This window comes from Herbiconiux solani NBRC 106740, assembly GCF_001571005.1.
GTDB classification, from domain to species: Bacteria; Actinomycetota; Actinomycetes; order Actinomycetales; family Microbacteriaceae; genus Herbiconiux; species Herbiconiux solani.
On sequence record NZ_BCST01000002.1, the window covers coordinates 351,353 to 376,170 of the forward strand.

Here is a 24,818-nt window from a genome sequence, read left to right on the forward strand (position 1 = left end):
CCTCCCCTGGGTAGGAGGAGGGCAGGTGGCGGGCCAGTGCGAGCCTAGGGAGGGCGGTGAGCGCGCGATCGTGGGATGGCGGGGCTTTCACCCGACGATTCACCCTCCTGGCCGGCGGGGGTCTCGGCGAGGGTCTCGGAGGGCCTCGCGGGGTTGCGCGAGCGGGTCAGGAGGTCAGCGCGTGAGACGGTCAGCGCGTGAGACGGTCAGCGCACGAGGCGGTCGAGCGTCGCCGCGAGGATGCGGACGCCCTCGCCGAAGCGCGACGGGTCCGGCCCCGAGTAGTTCAGCCGCACGAACCCGCCGGTCGGCTCGGCCGGGAACCACTCGTCGCCGGGCGAGACGAGCACGCCCGCCTCGGCGGCTCGCGCGACGAACTCCGGCGCCTCGACGCCCGCGGGCAGCCGCAGCCAGAGGTTGAGCCCGCCCTGCGGCACCGCGGTCAGGGTGCCGGCGGGCAACAGCTCGTCGATCAGCGCCACCAGCGAGTCGCGCCGCAGCCGCAGCTGCTCGCGCATCCGTCGCAGGTGCCCCGGCCAGCTCGGTGCGCCGACGACCTCGAGCGCGGCGGTCTGCAGCACGCCGCTGACGTACAGGCCGTCGACCACCCGGTCGGTCTGGATGCGGCTGCGCGCCGGGCCCCTCGCCACCACGGCCGCGATCCGCACCGCGGGTGACACGCTCTTCGTGAGCGAGCGCACGTAGACGACGTGGCCCCCCGCATCCCGGGCCGCGAGCGGGCGCACCGGGAGGTCGAGGGCGAAGTCGTGCGCCCAGTCGTCCTCGATCAGGAAGGCGCCGTTCTCGCGCACGACGGCGAGGATGCGGTCGGCCTCGCCGGGCGACCAGCTCCCGCCGGTCGGGTTCGCGAAGTGCGGCATGGCGTAGAACAACCGCGCCCGGGAGCGCTCGAAGGCCTCGGCGAGCACGACCGGATCGACGGCCGCGCCGTCACGCGGGACCGGCACGATCACCAGCCCGGCCTGCCGGGCCGCGGCGATGGCGCCCCAGTAGCCGGGCGACTCCATGATGATCGCGTCGCCGGGCCGGCCGAGCGCGCGGAACACCGACGAGAGGGCGCTCTGGCCGCCGGGCATGATCGTGACGTCGCCCGCGGACGGGGCGGCGACCGTGAGTACCGCTCCCCCGGTCGACTGCTCGGCGGCCGCCCGCTGCGTGCCGGAGTGCGCGAGCTCGTCGGCGAACCAGGCGCGCAGCTCGGGCAGGCCGGAGGCGGGCGGGCGATCGAGCGCCGAGCGGGAGCGGGCCGCCCGGGCCAGTGCCGTCTGCACGGCCCGCGCGGGCAGCAGCTCGTCGGCCGGGTAGCCGCTGTGCAGGCCGATCACCTCGACCGGCGGGGTCTGCATCGTGGAGCCGACGAACGCGCCCTCCGCGCGGAGCGGCCCGAGAGCGGCCGTCTGCCAGGTGTAGTCGGCGGGCGGCGACGCCATGGGTCGCCTCACGAACGTGCCCGCTCCGGGTCGCGTCTCGACCAGGCCCTCCCGCACCAGGGTGCGCACGGCCTGCTGCACGGTGACGGGGCCGGCGCCGAACCGGAGCGTCAGCGCGCGGGTGGCAGGCAGTGCCGAGCCGGACGGCAGCGCGCGGATGTCGTCGCGGAGGGCTGCGGCGATACGTTCGGAACTGCTACCGTGGTTCATGACTCACAACGATAGCGCTATCGCTTCGGGAACCGTACCGCTACCCGCCGTTCCGGCGCGACGAGCGGGTACGACGCCGGTCGCCGGACTCGCTTGGGGCTTCGCCGGCGTGCTCGTGTTCTCGTTCACGCTGCCGTTCACCCGGATCGCGGTCGCCACCCTCGACCCCCTGTTCGTGAGCGCGGGGAGAGCCCTCGTCGCCGCAGTGCTGGCCGCCGTGGTGCTGATCGTGACCCGCACGCCGTTGCCCGCGCGGCGGTTCTGGCCGCGCATCCTGATCGTGGCGGGCGGGGTCGTGGTGGGGTTCCCGCTGCTGACCTCGATCGCGCTGCAGACCGCGCCGGCCGCGCACGGAGCCGTGGTGATCGGGCTGCTGCCGGCGGCGACCGCGGCGGTAGCAGTGCTGCGCGGGCGCGAGCGGCCGAGCCGGGTGTTCTGGGTGGCGTCGGTCGCGGGCGCCGTGGCGGTGCTGGTGTTCACCGTGCTGAGCTCGGGCGGGTTCGGGGGTGTGCACGTCTCTGATCTGCTGCTGCTCGGCGCGGTCGTCGCGGCCGCGGTGGGGTACGCCGAGGGCGGGCTGCTGGCACGGGAGATCGGGTCGTGGCAGGTGATCTGCTGGGCCCTGGTGGCGGTGGCGCCGCTGATGATCGTGCTGACCGGGGTGTCGGCGGTGCAGCATCCACCGCTCGACCAGGGCACGGGCGTGGAGGGCTGGATCGCCTTCGGCTACGTCAGCCTGTTCAGCATGTTCCTCGGGTTCTTCGCCTGGTACCGGGGTCTCGGGATCGGTCCGATCGCGACGGTCAGCCAGATGCAGCTGCTCCAGCCCGTGCTCACGATCGTCTGGGCGGCCCTCCTGCTCGGCGAGCCGCTCACGCCCCTCACCCTCGCGGGCGCCGCAGCAGTCATAGCCTGTGCCGCCCTAGCAGTCCGCTCCCGGGTGACCCGGGCGCCCCGCTGAACCAACGTTCCTGCACCCCGAGCCTCTGCCCGGGTGGTGCAGGCCGCCGGCCGCGCCCACCCGACCCAAGGCGGCAGCGGTGCCGCGCAGCGACACCGCCGTCGCATGTCGCCCGCGCCGCAGAGGCGGCGGCGCGGCAAAAAATCGGGCTCAAGCCCGGGAGATCGAGATCATCTCGTCGCGCGGCACGACCTTCACCCGCAGCCGCCCCTCGGCCTCGCCGAGCGCCAACTCGTGCTGGTCGAGCTTGTGCCAGCCGTCGAGATCGGTGTACGCCACGCCACGCTCCTCGAGCAGGGCGGGCACCGACTCCTCGGAGGGGTCGGCCGGGGTCCACCAGTTGCCCTGGTCGCGCACGAGGTGCGAGAGCGTCTCCATGGCGTCGGACTTGGTGTGCCCGATCAGGCCCACCGGTCCGCGCTTGATCCACCCCGTGGCGTAGACGCCGGGGATGATCTGGTTCTCGTCGTCGAGCACCTGTCCCTCATGGTTCGGGATGACGCCGTGCTGCTCGTCGAAGGGGATCTCGTCCAGCGGCGACCCGAAGTAGCCGACCGCGCGGTAGAGCGCCTGGATCGGGATCTCGCGGATCTCACCGGTCCCGACCACGCCGCCCGCCGCATCCGGAACCGTGCGCTCGTAGCGGATCGCGGCCACGCGGCCGTTCTCGTCGCCGACGATCTCGAGCGGCTTCGCCCAGAAGTGCAGGTGCAGCCGGCGCGAGGCCTGGCCGACCGGGCGCTCGCGCCACTGGTTCAGCACCTTGTTGATCACGAAGACCTGCTTGTTCGAGGCGATCGCGAGCTTGGAGGCCTCGTCGAGCTCGAAGTCCTCGTCGTAGACGACCATGTCGACGTCGTTCATCTCGCCGAGCTCGCGCAGCTCGAGCGGCGTGAACTTCACCTGCGCCGGTCCGCGGCGGCCGAAGACGTGCACGTCGGTGACCGGCGAGGCCTTGAGGCCCTCGTAGACGTTCGACGGGATCTCGGTGACGAGCAGGTCGTCGGCGTGCTTCGCGAGGATGCGCGAGACGTCGAGCGCCACGTTGCCGTTGCCGATCACGGCCACCGACTCGGCCTCGAGCGGCCAGGTGCGCGGCACGTCCGGGTGCCCGTCGAACCAGCTCACGAAGTCGGCGGCGCCGTAGGAGCCCTCGAGGTCGATGCCGCTGATGTTGAGCGAGGCGTCGCGGATGGCGCCGGTGGAGAAGATGACGGCGTTGTAGTGCTTCTTCAGGTCGTCGAGCGTGATGTCGACGCCGTAGCGCACGTTGCCGAAGAAACGGATGACGCCCGAGTCGAGCACCTCGCGGAGCGCGGTGATGATGCCCTTGATACGCGGGTGGTCGGGCGCGACGCCGTAGCGCACGAGGCCGTAAGGGGCGGGCAGCTGCTCGAACAGGTCGATCGAGACGTCGAAGTGACGCTCGGCCTTCACGAGAAGATCTGCGGCGTAGATGCCGGCGGGGCCGGCTCCGACGATGGCCAAACGGAGCTTGGTCACGGTGAGTGTTTCCTTCGGTTGTGGGTCAGCTGGTGCGTTCGACGACCGTGTCGGCGAAGCGGGTGAGAGTCTTCTTCACGGTGCCCTCGGGCAGCGGGGCGAGCGCCTCGACGGCCTCGCGGGCGTAGCGACGGGCCTCGTCGATCGTGCGGCGGGTGACCGCGTTCTCGCGGAGCATCCGGATCGCCTCACCCGACGCGGCGGCGCCGTCGGCCTCGAGGGCCTCGGGGCTCAGCCGCTCGAGCAGGGCCGCGGCCGTCTTGTCGGAGGCCGCCTGCTCGCGGAGGTACAGCACGGGCAGGGTCGCGACCCCGGCGCGCACGTCGGTGCCGGGCGTCTTGCCGGTCTCCTCGTCGCTCGGCGCGATGTCGATCACGTCGTCGACGAGCTGGAAGGCGATGCCCACCTTCTCGCCGAAGTCGCGCACCGGCTGCTCGTAGCGGGCGTCGCCGTTGGAGAAGATGACGCCGAGCTGGGCCGAGGCCGAGATCAGCGAGCCCGTCTTGTCGGCTAGCACCGCGATGTAGTGCTCGACCGGGTCGGCCTCGGGCGCGGGCCCGATGGTCTCGTTGAGCTGGCCGAGGCAGAGCCGCTCGAAGGTGTCGGCCTGAAGACGGATGGCCCGCTCGCCGAGGCGCGCGAGCAGCGCGCTGGCCCGGGCGAACAGCAGGTCGCCGGTGAGGATGGCGACCGAGTTGCCCCAGACCTTCTGCGCGCTGGGCACGCCGCGGCGCTGGTCGGCGTCGTCCATCACGTCGTCGTGGTAGAGCGAGGCGAGGTGGGTGAGCTCGATCGAGGTGGCGGCGGTGATCACCTCGTCGGTGATGCCGTCGCCGAGCTGCGCGGTGAGGAAGGCGAGCACGGGACGCACCCGCTTGCCGCCCGCCTCGAGCAGGTAGCGGGAGACGACGTCGACCAGTCCGCCGGTGAAGGTGGTCTCCAGCGCCAGGCGCGCTTCGAGCTCCTCGATCCCGGCTTCGATCACGCGCGCGGTGCGGCGGTCTTCCCCGGTCGAGAAGAGTCGGTCGGCCAGGGAGAGCGGGGTCGACCGGCCGGTGGCACGGCGAAGACTGGAGGGCACGGGGTCTAGCCTACTTTCCCGGCTTGATTCCGCGGTGGAGAGCGACGATGCCCGCGGTGAGGTTGCGGTAACCGACGTTCCGGAAGCCCGCGGCGCGAAGCCAGGAGGCGAGCGTCTTCTGATCGGGCCAGGACTCGATCGACTCGAAGAGGTAGTCGTAGGCGTCGACGTTGGAGGAGACGGCCTTCGCGAGCGTCGGCATCACGTTCTCGAGGTACCAGGAGTAGATCGAGCGCAGCGGCTTGATCGGCGTCGAGAACTCGCAGATGACGATGCGGCCGCCGGGCTTGGTCACCCGATACAGCTCGGCGAGCGCCGTCTGCGGCTCGACGATGTTGCGCAGGCCGAACGAGATCGTGACGGCGTCGAACTCGTCGTCGGCGAAGGGCAGCGCCATCCCGTCGGCCACGACGAACTCGATGTTCGGGGTGTGCGCCTGCTGGCGCTTGCCGACCTCGATCATGCCCGGGGAGAAGTCGGCGGCCACGACGTGCGCGCCGCTCTTCGCGAGCGAGGCGCTCGAGGTCCCGGTTCCGGCCGCGAGGTCGAGGATCTTCTCGCCGGGGCGCGGGTCGACGGCGCGGGTCGTCGCCACACGCCAGAGCACCGCGTTGCCGACCGAGAGCACGTTGTTGGTGCGGTCGTAGCCGGCGGCGACCTGGTCGAACATGGCGGAGACCTGCTCGGGTCGCTTGGTGAGGTCAGCCTTAGTCACCTGGACAGTTTACGTTCAGTTGCCTGACAGCCGCGTCGGAGCCGCTGTTCAGTCGATCGGGTGCGTGCAGCCGGGCTTCCGGCATCGCGGACGGCCCCGTCGGAGTCCCGCTCCGGGTGGTACCTGACAGCCCGGTCGGAGCCTCTCTCCGCGCGGCAGGGGGCCCGTTCGGCGGGCGTAGGCTGAATACGTGAGTGCCACACCACGTCCGATCCCCCGGCTGCGCGTCGAGACGAGCCGGGTCGACGACCTGAAGCTCCTCATCCCGTTGCTCCACCCGCGTCATCCTCTTCTCTGGATCCGGAAGGGCCAGGGCATCGCCGGCGTCGGCGAGGCGCTGCGCCTGGAGTTCAGCGGCCCGACGCGGATGCTCGACGCCTGCGCGGTCTGGAAGGACGTGGTCGCGGCCGCCTCGGTGAGCGACCCGATCGCCCTCCCCGGCTCGGGACTGGTGGCGTTCGGCACCTTCGCGTTCGCCGACGACTCCGCGGCCGTCAGCACTCTCATCGTTCCGCAGGTCGTACTGGGCAAGCGCGACGGGCAGTTCTGGATCACCCGGGTCGTCGCCGAGTGGCCGGCCGGTGCGGTGGATGCCGCGGGGCAGCCCCTGCGCACCGTCCCGACGCCCGTGCTGTCGCCCCGGCCGCTCGGGCCCGAGTACCGGATCACCCTCCTTCCGGGTACCGTGAGCGCCGACGCATTCCGCGCATCCGTCGACGCGGCCGTCGATCGGATCGCGGCGCAGGAGCTCGAGAAGGTCGTGCTCGCACGCGACCTCGTCGCCCACCTGCCCGAGGGTGCCGACCTGCGCCGCCCGCTGACCGACCTCGCGCTCGGCTACCCCGACTGCTGGACCTACGCGGTCGATGGCTTCATCGGCTCGAGCCCCGAGACGCTCGTGCGGGTCTCGCGCGGTGCGGTGAGCGCCCGCGTGCTCGCCGGCACGACCGCGCGCGGGGCGGATGCGGAGGCCGACCACGACCGCGCCGTCGCCCTCGCGACCAGCACGAAAGACCTGGACGAGCACGGCTTCGCGGTCAACAGCGTGGTCGCGGCCCTCGCGCCGCACAGCCGCACGCTCACCACGAGCGAGCTGCCGTTCACGCTCAAGCTGCCGAACCTCTGGCACCTCGCGAGCGACGTCGAGGGCACGCTGAGCGACGGGTCGACCTCGCTCGACCTGATCGCCGCGCTGCACCCGACGGCGGCGGTGGCGGGGACGCCGACCGCCGTGGCGCTCGAGCTGATCCACGAGCTGGAGCCCTTCGACCGCGGCCGCTACGCCGGCCCGGTGGGCTGGGTGGGTGCCGACGGCGACGGCGAGTGGGCCGTGGCGCTGCGCTCGGCGCAGGTGGATGCAGTGGGCGACATCACCGCGTACGCCGGCTGCGGCATCGTGGCCGACTCGGAGCCCGAGCGGGAGTACCTCGAGACGAAGATGAAGTTCAGGCCGATCGTGGAGGCCTTCGGCTAGAGCGGGTCGCGCGGGTCAGTTGCCGTTGCGGCGGCGGCGCGTGACGAGCAGCACGATGCCGCCGATGATGAGCACGGCGACGGCGATGCCGCCGATGATCAGGGCGAGCTGCCCGTTGGCTCCGGTCGCGGCGAGGTCGGCGGCGGCGTGCGAAGTGGCGGCGAGTGTCACGGTGGTTCCTCCTGGGATGGCTGCGCACAGCCTAACCCGGGCGCCTCCGGACCGCTCGGGTCGCGCGGGAGCGCGTGCGCCCTCGCGGGTTAGAGTTCGGGTATGAGCGCCGGGACCGACCTGCCCCCCGAGGATCCCGGGGCATCCGCCCCTGACGACCGGCGGCCCCGGTCGGTGTACGGGGTGGGGTCGGATCCGGATGTGCGGTTCAGTCTCGCCAACGAGCGCACGGCCCTCGCCTGGGTGCGCACGGGGTTGTCGCTGGTCGCCGGAGGGGTCGCGCTCACGACGCTCTCGGCCCTGGCCGACCTGCCCTGGCTGATCGAGGTCATCGCCCTCGTCGCGTGCCTGGCCGGAGGAGCCCTCGCCGCCTCGGCGCTCTTCTCGTGGCGCCGTGTCGAGCGGGCGCTGCGGCTCGACCGGCCGCTGCCGGCGCCCGCGGCGCTGCCGTGGCTCGTGGGCGGGGTGGTCGTGCTGGCCCTCGTGCTCGCCGGGTACGCCGTGTTCGAGCTCGCGCGGGCGCTGTGAGTCCCGCAGATCCTGCCGGTCCCGCGAGCTCCCCCGGCCCCCCGGATCCCACTCGCGATCCCGGGCTTCAGCCCGAGCGCACCGCACTGGCCTGGCAGCGCACCTCGCTCTCGACCGCCATGGTCGCGCTCCTGCTCGCGTTCGCGTGCCTGCGCGGCGGGTTCCTGATCGGCGCGCTGGCCGCAGCCCTGATCACGGTCGCTGCTGTCGTCGTGCTCTTCGGCCTCCGTCGCCGCGCCGCCGCGCGCAGCCGCGTCTCGCCCTGGGGCGCGCTCACGCGGGTGACCGTCGTGATCGTCGCCACCGCGGTGCTGGGCGTCATCCTCGGCGCCATCGTGCTGTTCTGAGGCGCCCGCCCCGCTTCGAGAGGAGGGTCAGCCGGCGGGAAGCAGGTTGCTGTCGTTGAGCAGCAGCGGAGCATCCGTCACCGGCACGTCGACGTGCATGTGCGTGCAGCTGTCGTCGAACTCGGTCCAGTTCGTGAGGTCGAGCTTGATACCCGCCGAGGTGCGGCAGCTGGCCTGGCCCACGCGGGCGCCGACCGGCATGACCGGGTCGAGGATGCTGATCAGCTTGAGCGTGCCCGCATCCGCACCGTTCAGGCCCTTGTTGTTGAGCAGATAAAAGTCGACCGCGTGGCCGCCACCGTCGATGTAGTGCGACGAGCTCGTGCCGGCGCCCTCGATCTGGCCGGTGCACTTGCGGTTGATGTCGCTGACGCCGACCTGGTCGAAGTTGCGCACGGCGATCGCGATGATCTCGAGCACCCGGTAGTCGACGCCGCAGTCGGCGACGGTGACGCCCTGGGCGATCCAGCGGATCTCCTTGAGGTGGTCGGGCACGGAGCCGACGAGCTTGCCGGCGTCCATCGCGTTGACGAGCTCCTGGGCGAGCGAGCGGCCCACCAGCAGCTGGGCGGTGGAGTAGCCGGCGGCCTGCAGCTCGCCCGCATCCGACACCGCGTAGCCGTCGCGGTCGACCGAGGTCGAGGAGCCGGCCGAGGTGATCAGCTTCTGCGAGGTCGAGTTCGTGTTGGCGTTGAGGCTCAGGTTGACGACGTTGGCGTCGACCGGGCTGGCCGAGACGGTGCTCGGGAGGCCCGTGACCGCGGTGATGCCGAGCACGAAGGCCATGGCGACGGCGCTGAGGCCGGCTTTCGCCCAGCCCTTGCTCTTCCCGGTGTTCTTGCCGGTGCCGGTCGTGGACGTCGTCGCGGCTGCGGCCGCGATCGCCTTGCGCTCGCGGCGCGACGGGCCGGTGGACGAGTCGTTCGAGCCGCTCTTCGGGGGGCGTGAGGCGCGCGGGGAGCGGCCCGCGACGGCGGAGGAGCGGGCTGCGTCACGCGCGGACCGGCGGCCGGGTGCGAGGTGGAGGGGCTGCTCGGGCTCGAACGCGATCAGGGCGAGCGGGCCGGTTGGCACGGTCTCGATCGTCTCGACGTGGGTGGTGTCGGAGGCGTCGGGCTCGAGGTGCGACTCGAGCTCGTCGTGCGTGTCGGTGGCAGTGTCCGCTGATTCGACGACGACCGCGTCCACGGGCTCGGCGTCCACGACGATCTCGGCGTACACGGGCTCGTCGGCCTCGGAGGCCTGTGCGACGTCTTCGGCGACCGGGTCGGCTTCGACCGGGCGGCTCTCGGTGACGGCCTGGAGAGGAAGGGAGATCTGGGGCTCGAGGGGGCCGGAGCCGAAGTCGGCGATCTCGATCGTGGCCAGTTCTTCGGCACGGAGCTCCTGCTCGCGGAGGCGCTCGGCCTGCTCGCGCTCGCGCAGCTGCCGGCGCGTCAGAGGAGCGGCGGGAGCGGCCGGCTCGGCCTGGGCCTCGGCGCGCTGCTGCTCCTGGAGTCGCAGTTCACGGAGTTGACGACGTGTCGGCGAACCCGCCGGCGCAGTGCCGAGGGTCGCGTCGCGGGTCGGTTCAGCACCGTCGGAGCGCGAGTCGGGAGAAGTCAAACGTGGAGCACTTTCGGAGGGTTCAAGCGGTTGTGCGCACAGAGGGGCACGAAAACGAAGCCCTTCGACCCTAGCAACCGACCCTGGAAAAACCCAGGGCGAGACAGAAATCTCCATGGATACGCATCCTTCACCCCGCCCGGAAGCTCTTCAGACCCCACAGATTCTGGGGTGGTCCGAGGGCGCAGGGTCAGAGGCGCACGCGCGACGGCAGCGACACCACGAGCACCGCGACGACGACGAGCACGGCGGCGATCGGCGTGGTCCAGTCGACGGTGTGGCCGACGCCCGGCGCCACGAGGTCGATCGCGATCGACCCGAGCAGCTGCCCCGTGATCGAGCACAGCCCGAGCAGCAGCACCCCGGTCACGCGCACCGCGGTCGCGAGCCCGAAGATGAACACCACGCCGAGCGGGCCGCCGAGGTAGAGCCACCAGTCGCCGGGGTACGCCGCGATCGGGGGCAGGCCGCCCACGATCAGCGCGTGCACGAGCGCGATCACGATCAGCAGCCCCGACCCGGCGATGAAGTTGAACAGCGTCGAGCTCACGGCCGACCCCGAGGCGGCGGCGACCCGCCCGTTGGCGGCCTGCTGCACCGCCTGCGCGACGCCGGCGACGAACGGCAGCGCGAGCAGCCAGACCGGCACGGCAGGATCGATGTGCACCGAGACCGACCACACCACGACCCCGAACGCGATCGCGGCGCCGAGCACCCGGCGCACGGTGAACAACCGCCGCCCACCCGGCCCGATGCCGACCCGGTCGACCACGAGCCCCGAGATGGTCTGCCCACCGATGAACGCCACCGTGAACAGCGACACCCCGACCAGCGCCGAGGCGAGCCCCTGCGTCAGCACGAAGACGCCGCCGCCGAAACCGGCGAGCAGCATCCACCCGGGCAACCGACCCGCGCGCACCTCGCCGACCGCCCGCCGGGCACCGACGCGCGCCGAGGGCATGAGCGCCACGATCACCGCGACGATGACGAGCCCGACCGTGAAGCTGATCGCGGCGGCGGTGAACCCGTCGCCGAGCCGGCGGCCGAACTCCCCGTTGATGCGCGACTGGGTCGCCATCAGGATGCCGCACACGACGGCGACGCCGACCGCCACCCAGAGGGGCAGACGGCCGGCGCGCGGCGTGGTGACGGGGATCATCCGGTTCGGTGGACCCTAGCGGTCGGTCCCGACGGCCGCGGCGTCGAGAGCCACGGGAGCCTGGTCGGCCGCGAGCTCGCTCACGAGCCGGTCGCCCGGCGTGACCGTGACCATCTCGGCTGCGATCTCGGCGCGGCCGAGCAGCTCGTCCATCCGGCGCGCACGGCTGCGGGAAATGATCGTGACGACCGTCCCCTTCTTGCCGGCACGGCCGGTGCGGCCGGCACGGTGCAGGTACGTCTTGTACTCGTCCGGGGCGTCGGCCTGGATGACCAGGTCGATGTCGTCGACGTGGATGCCGCGGGCCGCCACATCGGTCGCCACGAGCACGGACACCCGTCCCGAGGTCAGCATCTGCAGGTTGCGGGTGCGGCGGGATTGGTTGAGGTCGCCGTGCAGGCTGGTCGCCGGGAACCCGGCATCCTCCAGCTGCTCGGCGAGCGTCTCGGCGTAGGCACGGGTGCGGGCGAAGATCAGCGTCTTGCCGTTGCGGTCGGCCAGCTGCTCGATGATCGCGCCCTTGTCGCGGTGCTCGACGATCAGCACGCGGTGGTCGATCGTCGAGGACGCCTGGTCCTCACCGGCGACCTCGTGCACGCTGGGGTTCACGAGGAACTCCTCGACCAGCTTCGCCACGCCCTTGTCGAGGGTGGCCGAGAACAGCAGGCGCTGCCCGCCGTCCTTGGTGTGACGCAGGATGCGCTGCACGGGCTCGAGGAACCCGAGGTCGCACATGTGGTCGGCCTCGTCGAGCACCGTGATGCTGACCTCGGAGAGGTCGAGCCGGCGCTGCTCGATCAGGTCCTCGATGCGGCCGGGGGTGCCGATGATGATGTCGACACCGCGCTGGAGAGCTCCGACCTGACGGGCCTGGGGCACGCCGCCGTAGATCTGCGTGGTGAAGAGACCGACGGCGCGGGCGATCGGCTGCACGGTGCGGTCGATCTGCAGGGCCAGCTCGCGGGTCGGGGCCAGGATGAGGGCACGCGGCTTGCGACCGGGCTTGCGGTTCGCACCGCCGCCGTTCTCCATCAGGCGCTCGACGAGCGGGGCTCCGAAGGCGATGGTCTTGCCGGAACCGGTGCGGCCGCGGCCGAGCACGTCGCGACCGGCGAGCACCATCGGGATGGTGGCCGACTGGATCGGGAACGGGCTCTCGGCCCCGAGCTCACCGAGCACGCGGACGATGTTGCCGCCGAGGCCCAGGCTCGAGAACGTGGCGCCCTCGACCTCTTCGGCCAGGGTGGCCTTGGCCTCGAGGCGCTCGAGCACGACGTCGTCATCTCCGTGGAACGCCGGCTTGGCGTCGCGGGACGGGTAGTAGCTCGAGTCGCGGGCCGGCCGGTTGTCGCGGTCGCCGTACGAGGGGCGGTCGCCACGGGCCGGGCGGTCGCCGTAGGCGGGACGCTCGGTGCGGGCCGGACGGTCGTCGCGGTCGAAGCTGCGCTTCGGGCGGTCGTCGAACGAACGCGCCGGACGGTCACCGTACGCGGGACGCTCGGAACGCGCCGGACGGTCGCCGTACGAGGGACGCTCGGAACGCTCGCCGCGGTCGGGACGCGAGTAGCCGCGGTCCGACGAGGAACGGTCGGGGCGGTCGTAGCCGCCGGAACGGGCCGGGCGGTCGGCACGCTGGCCGGGCTGGAAGTCGGCGGTCGGGCGGGCGCTGCGGTTGTAGCCGCGGTCGTCGACGCGCGGCGGCTTGCCGCCTGCCGGACGGCCGAAGCGCTGGGCGCGCTCGGCGTCGCGCTCGGCCGAAGCGGCGGCACGACGCTCCTCGTTGCGGGCGTCGTTCCACTTCTGACGGTCGGTGCGCTGGCCGCGGTCGTGACCGCGCGCTCCCTCGTCGCGAGCGGGGCGGTCGCCGTAGGCGGGGCGGTCGTACCCACCACGAGCCGGACGGTCTCCGTACGAGGGACGGTCGCCGGAGGCCGGACGGTCGCCGTACGACGGACGCTCGGAACGGCCGGTGCCGGTACCCGACTTGTTGAAGCCGTTCTCGCGGCTCGGGCGCTCGTAGCCACCGCGAGCGGGACGCTCGCCGGACGCGGCACGGTCACCGTACGACGGACGCTCGTTGCGGTCGTAGCCGCCGCGCTCACCGTCGCGGGCCGGGCGCGCGCCGCGGTCCCCGCGGTCGCCGTACGACGGACGGTCCGAACCACCACGGGCCGGACGGTCGCCGTAAGAGGAACGGTCGAACCCACCACGGGCCGGACGGTCACCGTACGAGGGGCGCTCGGTGCGGTCGTAACCGCCGCGCTCCGGGCGGTCGCCGTAGGACGCACCGCGGCCGGAAGGCGCTGCGCCGCGCGTGGCGCGGTCATCCGCGTTCCAGCGCTGCTTGCGCGCGGGCACGGCCTCGTCGACGGCCTTGTAGCCGCGGTGGCCGGGGCTCCGGCTGCCGGCCTTCGGGCCGCCCTTGCCGGGCGTGCGGGGCTCGTAGTTCTTGGCGGCTTTGAAGCCACCGGACTTGTTGGATTTGGGCATGATTCTTTCCGGGTTATCTCGAAATGCGCGCACCACAACACCGAATGCGTTGGAGTGCTAACTAGATCCCCGGGAGTAGCGGGGGCCGTGTCGTACGCGACATTCACCAGTGACCAGCGCATCCATGCACTGACTGGGAAACCGGCCCACCAGACTTACAAACCCATCCGCGATGCAACTCGCGGTGTCCAGAGCCGACCGACTCACATTACACGAGTCGGCCGTCGATCGCCAGAGCGGGCGACCGAGCGGATGCTCAGACCCCGTCGGCGACGACGGTGCGCACCAGGCTCGGCGGGCCCGCGAGGATCGACCCGAGGTCGCTCGCACCCTCCGGCGTCGACCGCCAGGCGCGGTACGCGTCGTCGTCGTCCATCGAGGCCCAGCGCTCGACGAGCACGTAGTGCTCGGGGTCGTCCACGTCGACGACGACCTCCACGCCGAGGCTCCCCGGGAACGCCCGGGTCGCGGTGAGGACGTCGGAGATCACCGAGGGAGCGGATTCGAGGGCGTCGGGCCGGATGCGCACGTCGAGCAGCGAGAGAACAGTCATGCCCTCACCCTAGGCCGACCCTCCGGCCTTCCGCGAGACCCTGTCCGGGCCAGGCACGGCCGCGCGCCACCCGTCACTCGGCGAGCGCCGGCACGACCTCCTGGGCGATCAACTCGAGGTGGTCGAGGTCGTGCAGATCGAGGATCTGCAGGTAGACCGTCTCGGCCCCGTCCTCCCGCAGCGCCGCGAGCTTGTCGACGACCTCGGCGGGGGTGCCCGCGAGGCCGTTGCGGCGCAGCTCCTCCGGCGCGCGGCCGATCGCGGCGGCGCGGCGCTCGATCTCGGCCTCGTCCTTCCCGACCACCGCGACCTGCGCGGTGGAGTAGACGATCGTGTCGGGGTCGCGGCCCATCTCGTCGCAGGTGCGGCGCACGTTCTCGAACAGTCCCGGCAGGGTTCCCGGGTCGGGGAAGGGCACGTTGAACTCGCTGGCGTACCGGGCGGCGAGCAGCGGCGTGCGGGTCGTGCCCTTGCCCCCGACGATCACGGGCAGCGGCGACTGCACCGGCTTCGGCAACGCCGGCGAATCCTCGAGCGTGTAGTGCTCGCCGTGGAAGGAGTAGGTCTCGCCGGGCTCGGTGGCCCAGAGGCTCGTCACGATCTCGAGCTGCTCCTCGAGCAGGCCGAAGCGCTTCGCCGGGAACGGGATGCCGTAGGCCAGGTGCTCCTGCTCGAACCAGCCGGTGCCGAGCCCGAGCTCGACCCGCCCGCCCGACATCTGGTCGACCTGCGCCACCTGGATCGCGAGGATGCCGGGATACCGGTACGTCACACTCGACACGAGCGTGCCCAGACGGATGCGCTCGGTCTCGCGGGCGAGGCCGGCCAGCGTCGTCCACGCATCCGTCGGCCCCGCGCCCGGGTCGCCGTCGCCCATGCGGAGGTAGTGGTCGGAGCGGAAGAAGGCGTCGAAGCCGAGGCGCTCGGTGGCCTGCGCGACCGCGAGGAGCTCGTCGTAGGTGGCGCCCTGCTGAGGTTCGGTGAAGATCCTGAACTGCATGGGGGAATGCTATAGCGCGCCGCCGACAGCGGAGCTGGCCCCGGCAGGTGCACGCTGCGAGAGGCGCAGTCGGCAAGCGGCGGCTACGCCCGGAAGTGCGTCGCCCGCACGGCCCCGGCCAGCCCCGCCGCCGTGAACACGAGGGTGGCGACGAGCACCGTCGCGATCGGCAGCGTCCAGGCACCGGTGGCGTCGTGCACCGCCCCGACCACGGTGGGGGCGGTCGCGCCGAGCGCGTAGCCCATGCCCTGCACCATCGCCGAGAGCCGGCGGGCGTGGGTGCCGGACAGCGAGAGCTGCACGATCAGCATGAACACGATCGTGATCCCACCGCCCTGGGCGACCCCGCCGAGCGATCCCCAGACCGCCCAGGCGCCGGGCGCGAGCATCATGCCGAGCGGGAAGCTGATCCACAGCGCCGACACGATCGCGAAGGTGACGGGGATGCCGAGCCGCTTCGACACCAGCGGCACCCCGAGCGCCCCCACCACGGCGGCGATCTGGAAGACGGACGAGCTGCTGCCCGCATCCGCCGCGCTGTACGACAGCTCCTGCTCGAGGATCGTGGGGAACCATGCCGTGAGGCCGTAGTAGGAGAAGGCCTGGCCCGCGAACGCCAGCGCGAGGAAGAGGGCCGAGAGGTTGCGCCAGGTGCGGGGCTCGGGGGCCGCGAGCGGGATGCCGCGGGTGTCGATCGCCACGGTCTCGAACGCGCCAGTCTCGACCCCGGCCTGCACGGGCCCCCAGCGGAACGCCTTCCGCGGGCCCATCGCGATCAGCCACGCCACCGCGGCGAGCACGACGAAGCCCAGCCAGGTCAGCAGCGCGCCCCGCCAGCCGAAGGCCAGGGCGAGCGGGACGGTCGCGAGCGAGGTGATCATCGAACTGACGTTGAGCGCCGAGGTGTAGGCGCCGGTCACGATGCCGACCCGTTCGGCGGGCACGTCGCGGCGGATGATCACCGGGATCACGACGTTGCCGATCGTGATGAACGCGCCCATGATCACGGTGCCGGCGAAGGTCGCCTCGATGCCGCCGGCCGAGCGCACGATCGACCCGATGCCCACGCCGATGATCGCGGTCGTCGTCGCGAAGTTCGCGCCGGCCTTGCCCACGAAGACCGAGGCGAGCGGCGTGACGAGCGCGAAGCAGAGCACCGGCAGGGTCGTCAGAAGGCCCGCCTGGGCCGCCGACATCGACAGTTCTGCGCTGATGGTCCCGGTGATCGGGGCGACCGCGATGATGGGGCCACGCAGGATGAAGCCGATGCAGACGATGCCGACCAGGAGGCTCCAGGGGAAGGTGGATCTCACGAAGCGGGACGTCGGGGTCATCGCTTCAATCGTAGAGCCCCGTCACGCCGGCACGACTGCGCCGAAGGGCCGCGCGGGCGGTGAGAAGGCCGACCAGACCAGCCGGACCAGCCCAGCCTGCCCAGCCCGCCCGCGCTACGCCAGCCGCGCCCGCGCCGACGGCGCGCGCGAGGCCCGCTTCGGCACCAGCCACCCGATCTCGACCGGCCGGCGTCGGCGCGCGAGCGCCGCTCCGGCCAGCAGCACGCTGACCACGAGCACCCCGGCCATGACCAGCGCGGCCTGCACGACGGTGCCCGCGTCACCGCCGGTGAGGATGGCCTGCACCCCCGCGACCGCATAGCTGAGCGGTGTGATCGCGCTGAGCGCCTGGAACGGCCCTGACAGGATCTCGATCGGGTACAGCCCGCCGGTCGACGCGAGCTGCAGCGCGAGCAGCACGAGCGAGATCACCGCGCCCACCCGCCCGAACGCGGTCGTCAGGAACTGGTGGAACGCCGCGAACGCGAGCGCCACGATCAGCGAGAACCCGAGGGTCGCCGGGAACGAGCTCCACGCCACCCCGAGCGCCAGGTGCAGGAAGAGCACGAGCAGCACGGCCTGGCCGGCGGCGATGACCGCGGCCCGCCCGAAGGTGCGGAGCGTGAGCCGTGCCGTCGTCGCCGAGGAGGCGAGCACCGCGCGGGAGAACGGCCGCAGCCAGAGGAAGAGTGCGAGCGCTCCGATCCAGAGTGCGGTCGGCACGAGGATGGTCGACACGATCTGCCCGACGTTCGTCACCTGGTTCTGGGTCGACACGTCGACCTTCACGGGCTGCGCGATCACGCCGGCCGCGCTCGAGGAGTCGCCCGAGGCGTTCGCGGTGATCTGCTGCGCCCCGGTCGTGAGGCCCGAGGCGAGGGTGCGGGCTCCGTCGCCGAGCTGGGTGGCTCCGGTCGAGAGCTGCGTGGCGCCCGGCGCGAGCTGGGCCGCGCCGTCGGTGAGCTGCTGGGCGCCCGAGACGAGGGCGGGTCCGCCCGCCGCGAGCTGGTCGGCACCGGATGCGGCACTCGCGATCCCCGAGGACAGCTGCGGCAGGGCCGCTGCGCCAGCCTTCAGAGGCGCTCCCTGATCCGCATAACCCTGCAGCTGCGCCCCGAACAATCCGAGTCCCGCCTGCTGCTCGGGTGTGAGCCCCAACTGGGGGTTGGCGATGGCCTGGGCGAACCCGTCGGACAGCTGCTGAGCGCCGCTGACGTAGTCCGAGACGCCCGTCCCGAGCGCCCCCAGCTGGCTCGTCCCCGTCCGCAGCTGATCGAGCCCCGTCGCGAGCCCGCTCACCCCGTCGGTGTACTGCGTCAGCCCGGTCGTGAGCTGCCCGGCCCCGCCCGAGAGCTGCGTGGCGCCGTCGGCGAGCTGGGTGGCACCGGTGGCGAGCTGGTCGGCGCCCGAACCCAGCTGGGTCGCGCCGTTCGCCGCATCCGTGAGGCTCGTGCCGACCGTTCCGAAGCTGGTGTAGATGCCGTTCACGACCTGCGCCGTGACGGTCTGGCCGAAGCCGGACTGCACGGCCGAGGCGACCGTGGAGGCCACGATGCCCGAGAGGTAGCCGTGCGAGGCATCCGTCGTGATGTCGATCAGGCCCTGCTTGGGGTCGGGGGTGCCGAGCGTGTTGAGCGTCGCCGAGAAGTCCGAGGGGATCGTGAGCACGGCGTAGTAGCGGCCGTCCTCCAGACCCTTGGCTGCGTCGTCGGCGCTCGTGGCCTTCCAGTCGAAGCCGGTCTGGCCCGCTCCGGTGAGCTCGGTGACGAGGCCGCGGCCGGCGAAGTTGACCGACTGGGTGCCGTCGGCGTTCGTCGTGGTGGTCATCTGGTCGTTGTTGACGATCGCGGCCGGCACCGTCGAGAGGTTCGTGTCGGCGTTCGCGAGGGCACCGGAGAACAGGCCGTTGATGGCCAGCGGCGTGAAGACCACGGCCAGCACGGCGAGCACGACCAGCACGATCTTGGTGCGCCGCCGCATCCGGGGCGTGGGGGTGACGGAGGTGGTGGAGGAGCTCATCGGATGCCTTCTTCCGAAGCGGGACGGATGGCGGAACGGGTGGGGGCGCCGGTCAGCGAGGGCTCGCGCGCCTCGCCGACCGCGATGCGGACGAGGGCGCGGTCGCCCACGGTCGCCGCGTGGCTGGCGGGCTCGGACTCGAGCCCGAGGATCACGGTGGTGCCGGGACCTGCGACCCGGGCGACGGCGGCGGCGAAGGCCGGGGTCGCGGGGTGAGCGAAGTCGCCGTCGCCGGCGTCGACCACGAGCACCTCGGAGCCGTCGGCGACGCCGAGTGCCACGTACAGCAGCGAGAGCGCGAGCGGTGAGAGCTCGCCGAGCGTGCGGTGGATGTCGATGGCCGGCTCAGCAGGGCCCGACGCCGCACCCGAGCCGATACCGCCACCCGCCGATCCCCCCGCCTCCGCCAGCGCCCGGTTGATCCGCTCGACCAGCGGTTCGACCTCGCTCCGAGGCACCCGCCGGGGCAGGGCGCGGTTGAGCGCGATCCGCTCGCCGATCGCATCGCCGACGGCGGTGCTGTCGTCGAGCCGCCGCGAGTCGAGGTCGACCAGGCTGACCCGCTTGGCGACGTCAGCCGACTGCGAGGGCAGGCTGTAGCCGAGCACCTGGAGGTGTCCGGACTCCGGCGCGATGCGCCCGGCCATCGTGGCGCCGACCAGGCGGCGGGCGGCGGTGTCGCCGGTGAGCACGGCGACCGCGCCCCGCGAGACGGTGAACGCCAGCGGCGCCCCGGCTCCGGCGACGACCAGGTCTTCGGCGCCGAGGGCCGCGCCGGTGCGACCGGCCGCCCACTCGCGCTCCTCGATGTGCTCGCGGAGGCTCTCGCCCTCGACGTCGACGTTCGGCAGCGCGCGGTCCAGCCACCTCGGCAGGTACCAGGCGCTCTTGCCGAGCAGGGTCATGATGGCCGGCACCAGCGTCATCCGCACCAGGAAGGCGTCCACGAAGACGCCTACCGCGAGCGCGAGCGCGATCTCCTTGATCGCCCCCTCCCCCTCCGGGATGAACGCGAAGAAGACGAAGAACATGATCAGCGCGGCCGCGGTGACGACGCGGGCGCCGTTCTGGAAGCCGACCCGCACGGCCCGCCGCGCATCCTTCGTCTTGACGAACTCCTCCCGCATGCCGGAGACGAGGAAGACCTCGTAGTCCATCGCGAGCCCGAACAGGATCGCCATCAAAAGGATCGGCAGGAAGCTGATGATCGGCCCCTGGGCGTGCACGTTCAGCAGGTCGGCGGCCACTCCCATCTGGAACACGGCCACCGTCACACCGAACGACGCGCCCACCGAGAGCACGAAGCCGAGCGCCGCCTTGATCGGCACCGCGATGGAGCGGAAGACCATCGCCAGCAGCACGATCGAGAGGCCGACCACGAGGATGCCGAACGGCACCAGCGCGTTCGTCAGCTGGTTGGAGACGTCGATCGCGACGGCGGTCTGGCCGCTGACCGTGATCGGCGTGCCGTACTGCGAGTCGATCTCGCCCTTCATCTCGCGCAGCCGCTCGACCAGGTTCTTGGTCTCGGGCGAATCCGGCGCGGTGGTCGGCACGACCTGGAAGATCGCGGTGTCGAGCGTCGGGTCGGGCAGGCCGGGGCCGACCGTCGCGACCCCGTCGACCGCTTCGAGATCCGAGCGGATGCCCGCGAGATCGTTCTGGATGTCGGTCGTCTGCGTGATGTCGGCCACCACGACAATGGTGCCGTTGTACCCCGGGCCGAACTTCTCGGCGACGGTGTCGTAGGCCGTGCGCGCCGTGCTGCCCTCGGGCTGCGACGCGGCGGTCGGGAGGTTGAGGTCGAGGCTGAAGGCCGGGATCGCGACGACCCCGAGCAGGCCCACCACGGCGACGATGAACACGATCGGCGCCTTCATCACGATGCCGACCCAGCGGCCGCCGAGCGAGGGCTTCGCCGTCTCCTCCGACGCCGCGATGGCCCGGCGGGCGGCCCGCGACCCGGGCTTCGGCGCGAGACGCCGCTTCGCGACGCCCATGATCGCCGGCAGCAGGGTGATCGCGATCGCGACCGCCGCGAACACGGCGAAGGCCGCGGCCACGCCCATCACCGAGAGGAACGGGATGCCGACCACGAGGAGGCCGAGCAGCGCGATGATCACCGTGAGGCCGGCGAAGACCACGGCGGCGCCCGCGGTCGCGACCGCCTGGGCCGCCGATTCCTCGGGTTCGAGCCCCTTGGCGAGCTGGCTCCGGTGGCGCGAGAGGATGAACAGGGCGTAGTCGATCCCGACCGCCAGCCCGATCATGATCGCGAGCATCGGCGCGGTGCTCGACACCGTGGTGAAGGCGGCGACCACCGAGATGCCGCCGAACGAGACCCCGACGCCGATCAGCGCGGTCAGGAGCGGGAGCCCGGCCGCGAGCAGCGAACCGAAGGTGATGAACAGCACCACGCCGGCGAAGAGCACGCCGATGCCCTCGGTGAGGGTCGGGCCGAAGGTCTGGTTCTGGAACACCTCACCGCCGTAGGAGACCTGCATGCCCTCGGCGTCGAGGGCGTCGGCGGTGGTCTTCAGCGAGTCCAGCGTCGAGTCGGGGATGTCGGTGGCCGGCCCGTCGAACTGCACCTTGAGCAGGGCGGTCGTGCCGTCCTCCGAGATGGCGTTGGTGGCGTACTCCGAGTACGGGGAGATGACCGCGGCGACGTGCTCGATCTTCGTGATGTCGTCGCTCGCGGTCGTGATCTCCTGCTTCACCGTGTCGTCGTTGACGCTCTGCCCGTCGGGCGCGACGATCACCACGGTCGCGGCGGCGCCGGCGGCCGAGGGGAAGAGGTTCTCCAGTGTGTCGATCGTCTGCTGCGATTCGGTGCCGGGGATCGAGAAGCTCTCCTGGGTCTGGCCGCCCAGGGCGAGACCGCCGCCGACGACGCCGGCGAGGATGAGCACCCACGCCGCGATCACGTACCAGGCGCGACGGAAGGCGAATCGTCCGATGCGGTAGAGCAGTGTGGCCACGGGAGGGCTCCTCGGGTTCGGGTGGTGTGTCTTCGGTGTTCTGGGGTGATCGAACTGCGGTGATCAGCGCGGGCTGATCAGAGCGGGGTGATCAGCTCGGTGACGACGTCGATGAGGGCCTCCCTGACCTCATCCAAGTCGTCGAGCTCGACGGCACTGGGGCGCAGGGCCACCATGACGTAGGCGGCACCTGCGAGCGCGATTCCGAGACGGATGCGCTGCTGGGTCGTGGGCAGGCCGGACATGAACGACTCGCCGATCCGGCCGATCAGGCCGGTGGCCTGGTCGATGATCGGGATGTCGGACAGGGTCTGGCCCTGGTTGATGATGATGTGCGCCGCGAGCCGGTGCTCGAGCAGCAGGTCGATGAACTCCTCGACGAACCCGGAGCGGTGCTCGTCGTTCGTCAGCTTCTCGACGATCGACTCCAGGAACAGGTCGAGCTCGGCGACGGCGGGGGTGAGGGCCGCTTCGAACAGCGCCTCCTTGGAGCGGAAGTGGTAGAGCACGCTCGACTTCGAGTAGCCCGCCGCATCCGCGATCTGCTGGAGGCTCGTGCCCGAGTAGCCGTTCTCGGCGAACATCTCGAGCGCCACCAGGCGCAACTCGGCCCCGGCGTCGATCTGGACGCGCTGCACGGGGGTCGGAGGGGTGGATGGCACGAGATCGACCCTAACCTGACCGATCGGTCAGCGCCTGCACGATCGGTCAGATTCCAAGTTTCCTGTCAGGTGACGCGGAGGCAAAACCCGTCGTGCACTAGCGTCGTGCCATGGACGAGACCCCACGGGAAGAAGTCGGCGACCGCACCACGTCGGTCGAGGACTTCTCGGACGAGCAGGCCGGCTACCACAAGTCGTTGAAGCCGCGGCAGCTGCAGATGATCGCGATCGGCGGGGCCATCGGCACCGGGCTCTTCCTCGGCGCCGGAGGACGGCTCCACGAGGCCGGCCCGGTGCTGGTCATCGACTACGCGGTCTGCGGCTTCTTCGCCTTCCTGATCCTGCGCGCCCTCGGCGAGCTGGTGCTGCACCGACCCTCGTCGGGATCGTTCGTGTCGTACGCGCGCGAGTTCTACGGCGAGAAGGCCGCGTACGTCTCGGGCTGGCTCTACTTCCTCAACTGGGCGATGACGGCGATCGTCGACTCGACCGCCGTGGCCGTCTACGTGCAGTACTGGAGCCTGTTCACCAGCGTGCCGCAGTGGACCCTCGCGCTCATCGCGCTCGCCATCGTGCTCGGCGCCAACATGATCTCGGTGAAGGTCTTCGGCGAGATGGAGTTCTGGTTCGCGCTGATCAAGGTCGTCGCCCTCGTCGCGTTCCTGATCATCGGCGTGATCTTCCTGGCCTTCGCCTTCCCGACGGATCAGGGGGTCACCGGCATCCCGATGATCGCCGCCGAGGGCGGGCTCTTCCCGAACGGCATCAACACGCTCGTGGTCGCGATCGTGATGATCCAGGGCGTCGTCTTCGCCTACGCCGGCGTGGAGCTCGTCGGCACCGCCGCCGGCGAGACCGCGAACCCGGAGAAGATCATGCCCCGCGCCATCAACAGCGTGGTCTTCCGGATCGCCGTCTTCTACTGCGGCTCGGTGCTGCTGCTGGCGCTCCTCCTGCCGGCCTCGACCTACTCGGCCACCGAGAGCCCGTTCGTGACCTTCTTCTCGCACATCGGCAACCCGACCGTCGCGGCGATCGCCGGCTCGGCGATGAACTTCGTGGTGCTGACCGCGGCGCTGTCGAGCCTGAACGCGGGGCTCTACTCGACCGGCCGTATCCTGCACTCGATGTCGGCGAGCGGTGCCGCACCGCGCTTCACCGGCAAGATGAACAAGCGCGGGGTGCCGTTCGGCGGCATCCTGCTGACCGCCGCCGTCGCGCTGCTCGGGGTCGGCCTCAACTTCGTGGTGCCGGCCGAGGCCTTCGAGATCGTGCTCAACGTCTCAGCGCTCGGCATCGTCGCGAGCTGGGGCACGATCGTGCTCTGCCAGATGAAGTTCAAGAAGCTCGCCGACCAGGGGCTGTACGTGCGGCCGAAGTTCCGGCTGTTCGGGGCGCCGTTCACCTCGTACCTCACGCTGGCGTTCCTGGTCGCCGTGCTCGTGCTGATGGCCTTCGACTACCCGGCGGGCACCTTCACGGTGGCGTCGCTGGTGATCATCATCCCGCTCCTGATCGTGGGCTGGTACGTCTACCGCGACCGCATCATGGCGATCGCGGCGGCACGCTCGGGGTTCACGGGGTCGTACCCGACGATCGCGAACCGCGGAGCGATCCCGGGCGACGAGGGACCTGCCGACTAATCCTGCGGGACGTGGTCGCGCCACGAGTGGGTCGGGGCGAACCAGAGCATCCGCCTGGCCTTGTCGATGCCGAGCAGCGTCTCGGTGCCTTCGACCGGGCGGCGGAACGGCACCTTCGGGAAGTACTTCTCGGCGAGCTCGGCCGAGGGCGTCGACATCACGGTGTCGGCGGCGGCGATGATGAACGCCTCGAAGCCGGTGAGCGTGCTCTCCAGCGCCAGGCGCACGGCCTGGGCTCCGTCGCGGGCGTCGATGTAGCCCCAGGCGTTCCACGCCCGGTTCGCGGGGTCGGCTTCGAACGCCGGGAAGGCGGCGTAGTCGGCGACCTCCATCACGTTCGAGAAGCGCAGCCCGATCAGCTTGAGGTCGGGGTTCCAGCGCGTGAAGTGCCGCGCCATCTCCTCCTCGACCGCCTTGCCGAGGGAGTACGTGGTCGAGGGGCGCACGGGGTACTCCTCGTCGACCGGGAACGACGGGGGCGGGTTCGAGCCGAAGGGCAGCCCGAGCACGGTCTCGCTCGAGGCCCAGACCACGTTGTCGATGCCGGCGGCCTGCGCCGCCGCGAAGACGTTGTAGCTGCTCGGCACGTTGTTGGCGAAGGTCGCGGCGTTCGTGGTGAGGCCGGGGGCGGGGATCGCGGCCAGGTGCACGAGCCCGTCGATGCCGTCGTAGCGGTCGTCGACCGCGGTGAGCGCCTGGACGACCTGGCCGTAGTCCGACAGGTCGACGCGGACGAAGAGCGCCTCGGGGCGGGCTCCCGCATCCGTCTGCAGCGACGGCTGCGAGGCCGAAGCGAACGGCGAGGTGGGGGCCGGGGCGCGGTCGAGGTTCACGACCTCGTAGCCGTGCTCGAGCAGATGGGCGACGACGGCGCGGCCGAGTTTGCCACTGCCACCGGTCACGGCGATGCGAGTCATGATGGGCGCTCCTT

20 protein-coding genes are annotated in these 24,818 nt (G+C 71.5%); 5 read left to right on the plus strand and 15 right to left on the minus strand.

Annotated elements, in window-relative coordinates:
• Positions 1-206 precede the first annotated feature (206 nt).
• Positions 207-1,661: an aminotransferase-like domain-containing protein gene (locus HSO01S_RS04875; RefSeq protein ID WP_066039436.1), complete on the minus strand. Its 1,455-nt coding sequence runs from the start codon at positions 1,659-1,661 to the stop codon at positions 207-209.
• On the opposite strand from HSO01S_RS04875, the gene HSO01S_RS04880 reads away from it, so the two are divergent.
• A complete protein-coding gene (locus tag HSO01S_RS04880) occupies positions 1,660-2,622 on the plus strand; it encodes a DMT family transporter (RefSeq protein ID WP_084361315.1) in 963 nt (320 codons plus the stop codon). The two genes, HSO01S_RS04875 and HSO01S_RS04880, sit on opposite strands and share 2 nt — an antisense overlap.
• Positions 2,623-2,772: 150 nt before the next feature.
• Here the strand turns inward: HSO01S_RS04880 and HSO01S_RS04885 are convergent, their stop codons facing one another.
• Genes HSO01S_RS04885 through HSO01S_RS04895 form a run of 3 tightly spaced genes read right to left on the minus strand, consistent with a single transcriptional unit; the run spans position 2,773 to position 5,921 of the window.
• Positions 2,773-4,125 (minus strand): FAD-dependent oxidoreductase, encoded by a 1,353-nt coding sequence (locus HSO01S_RS04885; RefSeq protein ID WP_066039438.1) that lies wholly within the window; start codon positions 4,123-4,125, stop codon positions 2,773-2,775.
• A gap of 25 nt (positions 4,126-4,150) precedes the next feature.
• On the minus strand, positions 4,151-5,206 hold the full coding sequence (locus HSO01S_RS04890) for a polyprenyl synthetase family protein (RefSeq protein WP_066039439.1): 1,056 nt from the start codon (positions 5,204-5,206) through the stop codon (positions 4,151-4,153).
• A gap of 10 nt (positions 5,207-5,216) precedes the next feature.
• Positions 5,217-5,921, minus strand: coding sequence for a demethylmenaquinone methyltransferase (locus tag HSO01S_RS04895; RefSeq protein ID WP_169799936.1), 705 nt, complete (start codon positions 5,919-5,921; stop codon positions 5,217-5,219).
• A 190-nt stretch (positions 5,922-6,111) separates the two neighbouring features.
• Between HSO01S_RS04895 and HSO01S_RS04900 the strand changes: the two genes are divergently transcribed.
• The gene (locus HSO01S_RS04900) at positions 6,112-7,395 is read left to right on the plus strand and encodes an isochorismate synthase (RefSeq protein ID WP_066039441.1); all 1,284 of its coding nucleotides are present in this window, start codon (positions 6,112-6,114) and stop codon (positions 7,393-7,395) included.
• 15 nt (positions 7,396-7,410) lie between these two features.
• Here HSO01S_RS04900 and HSO01S_RS19000 read toward each other — a convergent pair whose 3' ends face one another.
• Positions 7,411-7,566 (minus strand): LPXTG cell wall anchor domain-containing protein, encoded by a 156-nt coding sequence (locus HSO01S_RS19000; protein WP_169799937.1) that lies wholly within the window; start codon positions 7,564-7,566, stop codon positions 7,411-7,413.
• Positions 7,567-7,668: 102 nt separating this feature from the next.
• Between HSO01S_RS19000 and HSO01S_RS04905 the strand changes: the two genes are divergently transcribed.
• On the plus strand, positions 7,669-8,094 hold the full coding sequence (locus HSO01S_RS04905) for a YidH family protein (RefSeq protein ID WP_066039442.1): 426 nt from the start codon (positions 7,669-7,671) through the stop codon (positions 8,092-8,094).
• On the plus strand, positions 8,091-8,441 hold the full coding sequence (locus HSO01S_RS04910; protein WP_066039443.1) for a DUF202 domain-containing protein: 351 nt from the start codon (positions 8,091-8,093) through the stop codon (positions 8,439-8,441). The genes HSO01S_RS04905 and HSO01S_RS04910 overlap by 4 nt, the downstream gene beginning before the upstream one ends.
• Positions 8,442-8,468: 27 nt before the next feature.
• On the opposite strand, the gene HSO01S_RS04915 is transcribed toward HSO01S_RS04910, so the two are convergent.
• The 9 genes from HSO01S_RS04915 to HSO01S_RS04955 form a co-directional block, all read right to left on the minus strand.
• Positions 8,469-10,046 carry a hypothetical protein gene (locus HSO01S_RS04915; RefSeq protein ID WP_066039444.1) on the minus strand — a complete coding sequence of 526 codons (1,578 nt, stop codon included), beginning with the start codon at positions 10,044-10,046 and terminating at the stop codon, positions 8,469-8,471.
• A gap of 190 nt (positions 10,047-10,236) precedes the next feature.
• Complete coding sequence (locus HSO01S_RS04920) at positions 10,237-11,205, minus strand: DMT family transporter (protein ID WP_066039445.1); 969 nt, start codon at positions 11,203-11,205, stop codon at positions 10,237-10,239.
• 15 nt (positions 11,206-11,220) lie between these two features.
• Positions 11,221-13,695, minus strand: a complete 2,475-nt coding sequence (locus tag HSO01S_RS04925) for a DEAD/DEAH box helicase (protein WP_066039446.1) — start codon at positions 13,693-13,695, stop codon at positions 11,221-11,223.
• Positions 13,696-13,951: 256 nt separating this feature from the next.
• On the minus strand, positions 13,952-14,248 hold the full coding sequence (locus HSO01S_RS04930) for a putative quinol monooxygenase (RefSeq protein WP_066039447.1): 297 nt from the start codon (positions 14,246-14,248) through the stop codon (positions 13,952-13,954).
• Between the two features lie 73 nt (positions 14,249-14,321).
• The gene (locus HSO01S_RS04935; RefSeq protein WP_066039448.1) at positions 14,322-15,248 is read right to left on the minus strand and encodes an LLM class F420-dependent oxidoreductase; all 927 of its coding nucleotides are present in this window, start codon (positions 15,246-15,248) and stop codon (positions 14,322-14,324) included.
• An 83-nt stretch (positions 15,249-15,331) separates the two neighbouring features.
• Positions 15,332-16,582, minus strand: a complete 1,251-nt coding sequence (locus HSO01S_RS04940) for an MFS transporter (RefSeq protein WP_066039449.1) — start codon at positions 16,580-16,582, stop codon at positions 15,332-15,334.
• 114 nt (positions 16,583-16,696) lie between these two features.
• The gene (locus HSO01S_RS04945) at positions 16,697-18,601 is read right to left on the minus strand and encodes a YhgE/Pip domain-containing protein (RefSeq protein ID WP_066039450.1); all 1,905 of its coding nucleotides are present in this window, start codon (positions 18,599-18,601) and stop codon (positions 16,697-16,699) included.
• Complete coding sequence (locus HSO01S_RS04950) at positions 18,598-21,582, minus strand: MMPL family transporter (RefSeq protein ID WP_084361316.1); 2,985 nt, start codon at positions 21,580-21,582, stop codon at positions 18,598-18,600. Before HSO01S_RS04950 ends, HSO01S_RS04945 begins: the two co-directional genes overlap by 4 nt.
• 77 nt (positions 21,583-21,659) lie before the next feature.
• A complete protein-coding gene (locus tag HSO01S_RS04955; RefSeq protein WP_157078913.1) occupies positions 21,660-22,244 on the minus strand; it encodes a TetR/AcrR family transcriptional regulator in 585 nt (194 codons plus the stop codon).
• A gap of 110 nt (positions 22,245-22,354) precedes the next feature.
• Here HSO01S_RS04955 and HSO01S_RS04960 point away from each other — a divergent pair, with 110 nt between their 5' ends.
• Entirely contained in the window at positions 22,355-23,887 is a 1,533-nt protein-coding gene (locus HSO01S_RS04960) for an amino acid permease (protein WP_066039451.1), read from the plus strand.
• On the opposite strand, the gene HSO01S_RS04965 is transcribed toward HSO01S_RS04960, so the two are convergent.
• Complete coding sequence (locus HSO01S_RS04965; RefSeq protein ID WP_066039452.1) at positions 23,884-24,804, minus strand: NAD-dependent epimerase/dehydratase family protein; 921 nt, start codon at positions 24,802-24,804, stop codon at positions 23,884-23,886. The genes HSO01S_RS04960 and HSO01S_RS04965 overlap by 4 nt on opposite strands.
• Between the last annotated feature and the right edge of the window lie 14 nt (positions 24,805-24,818).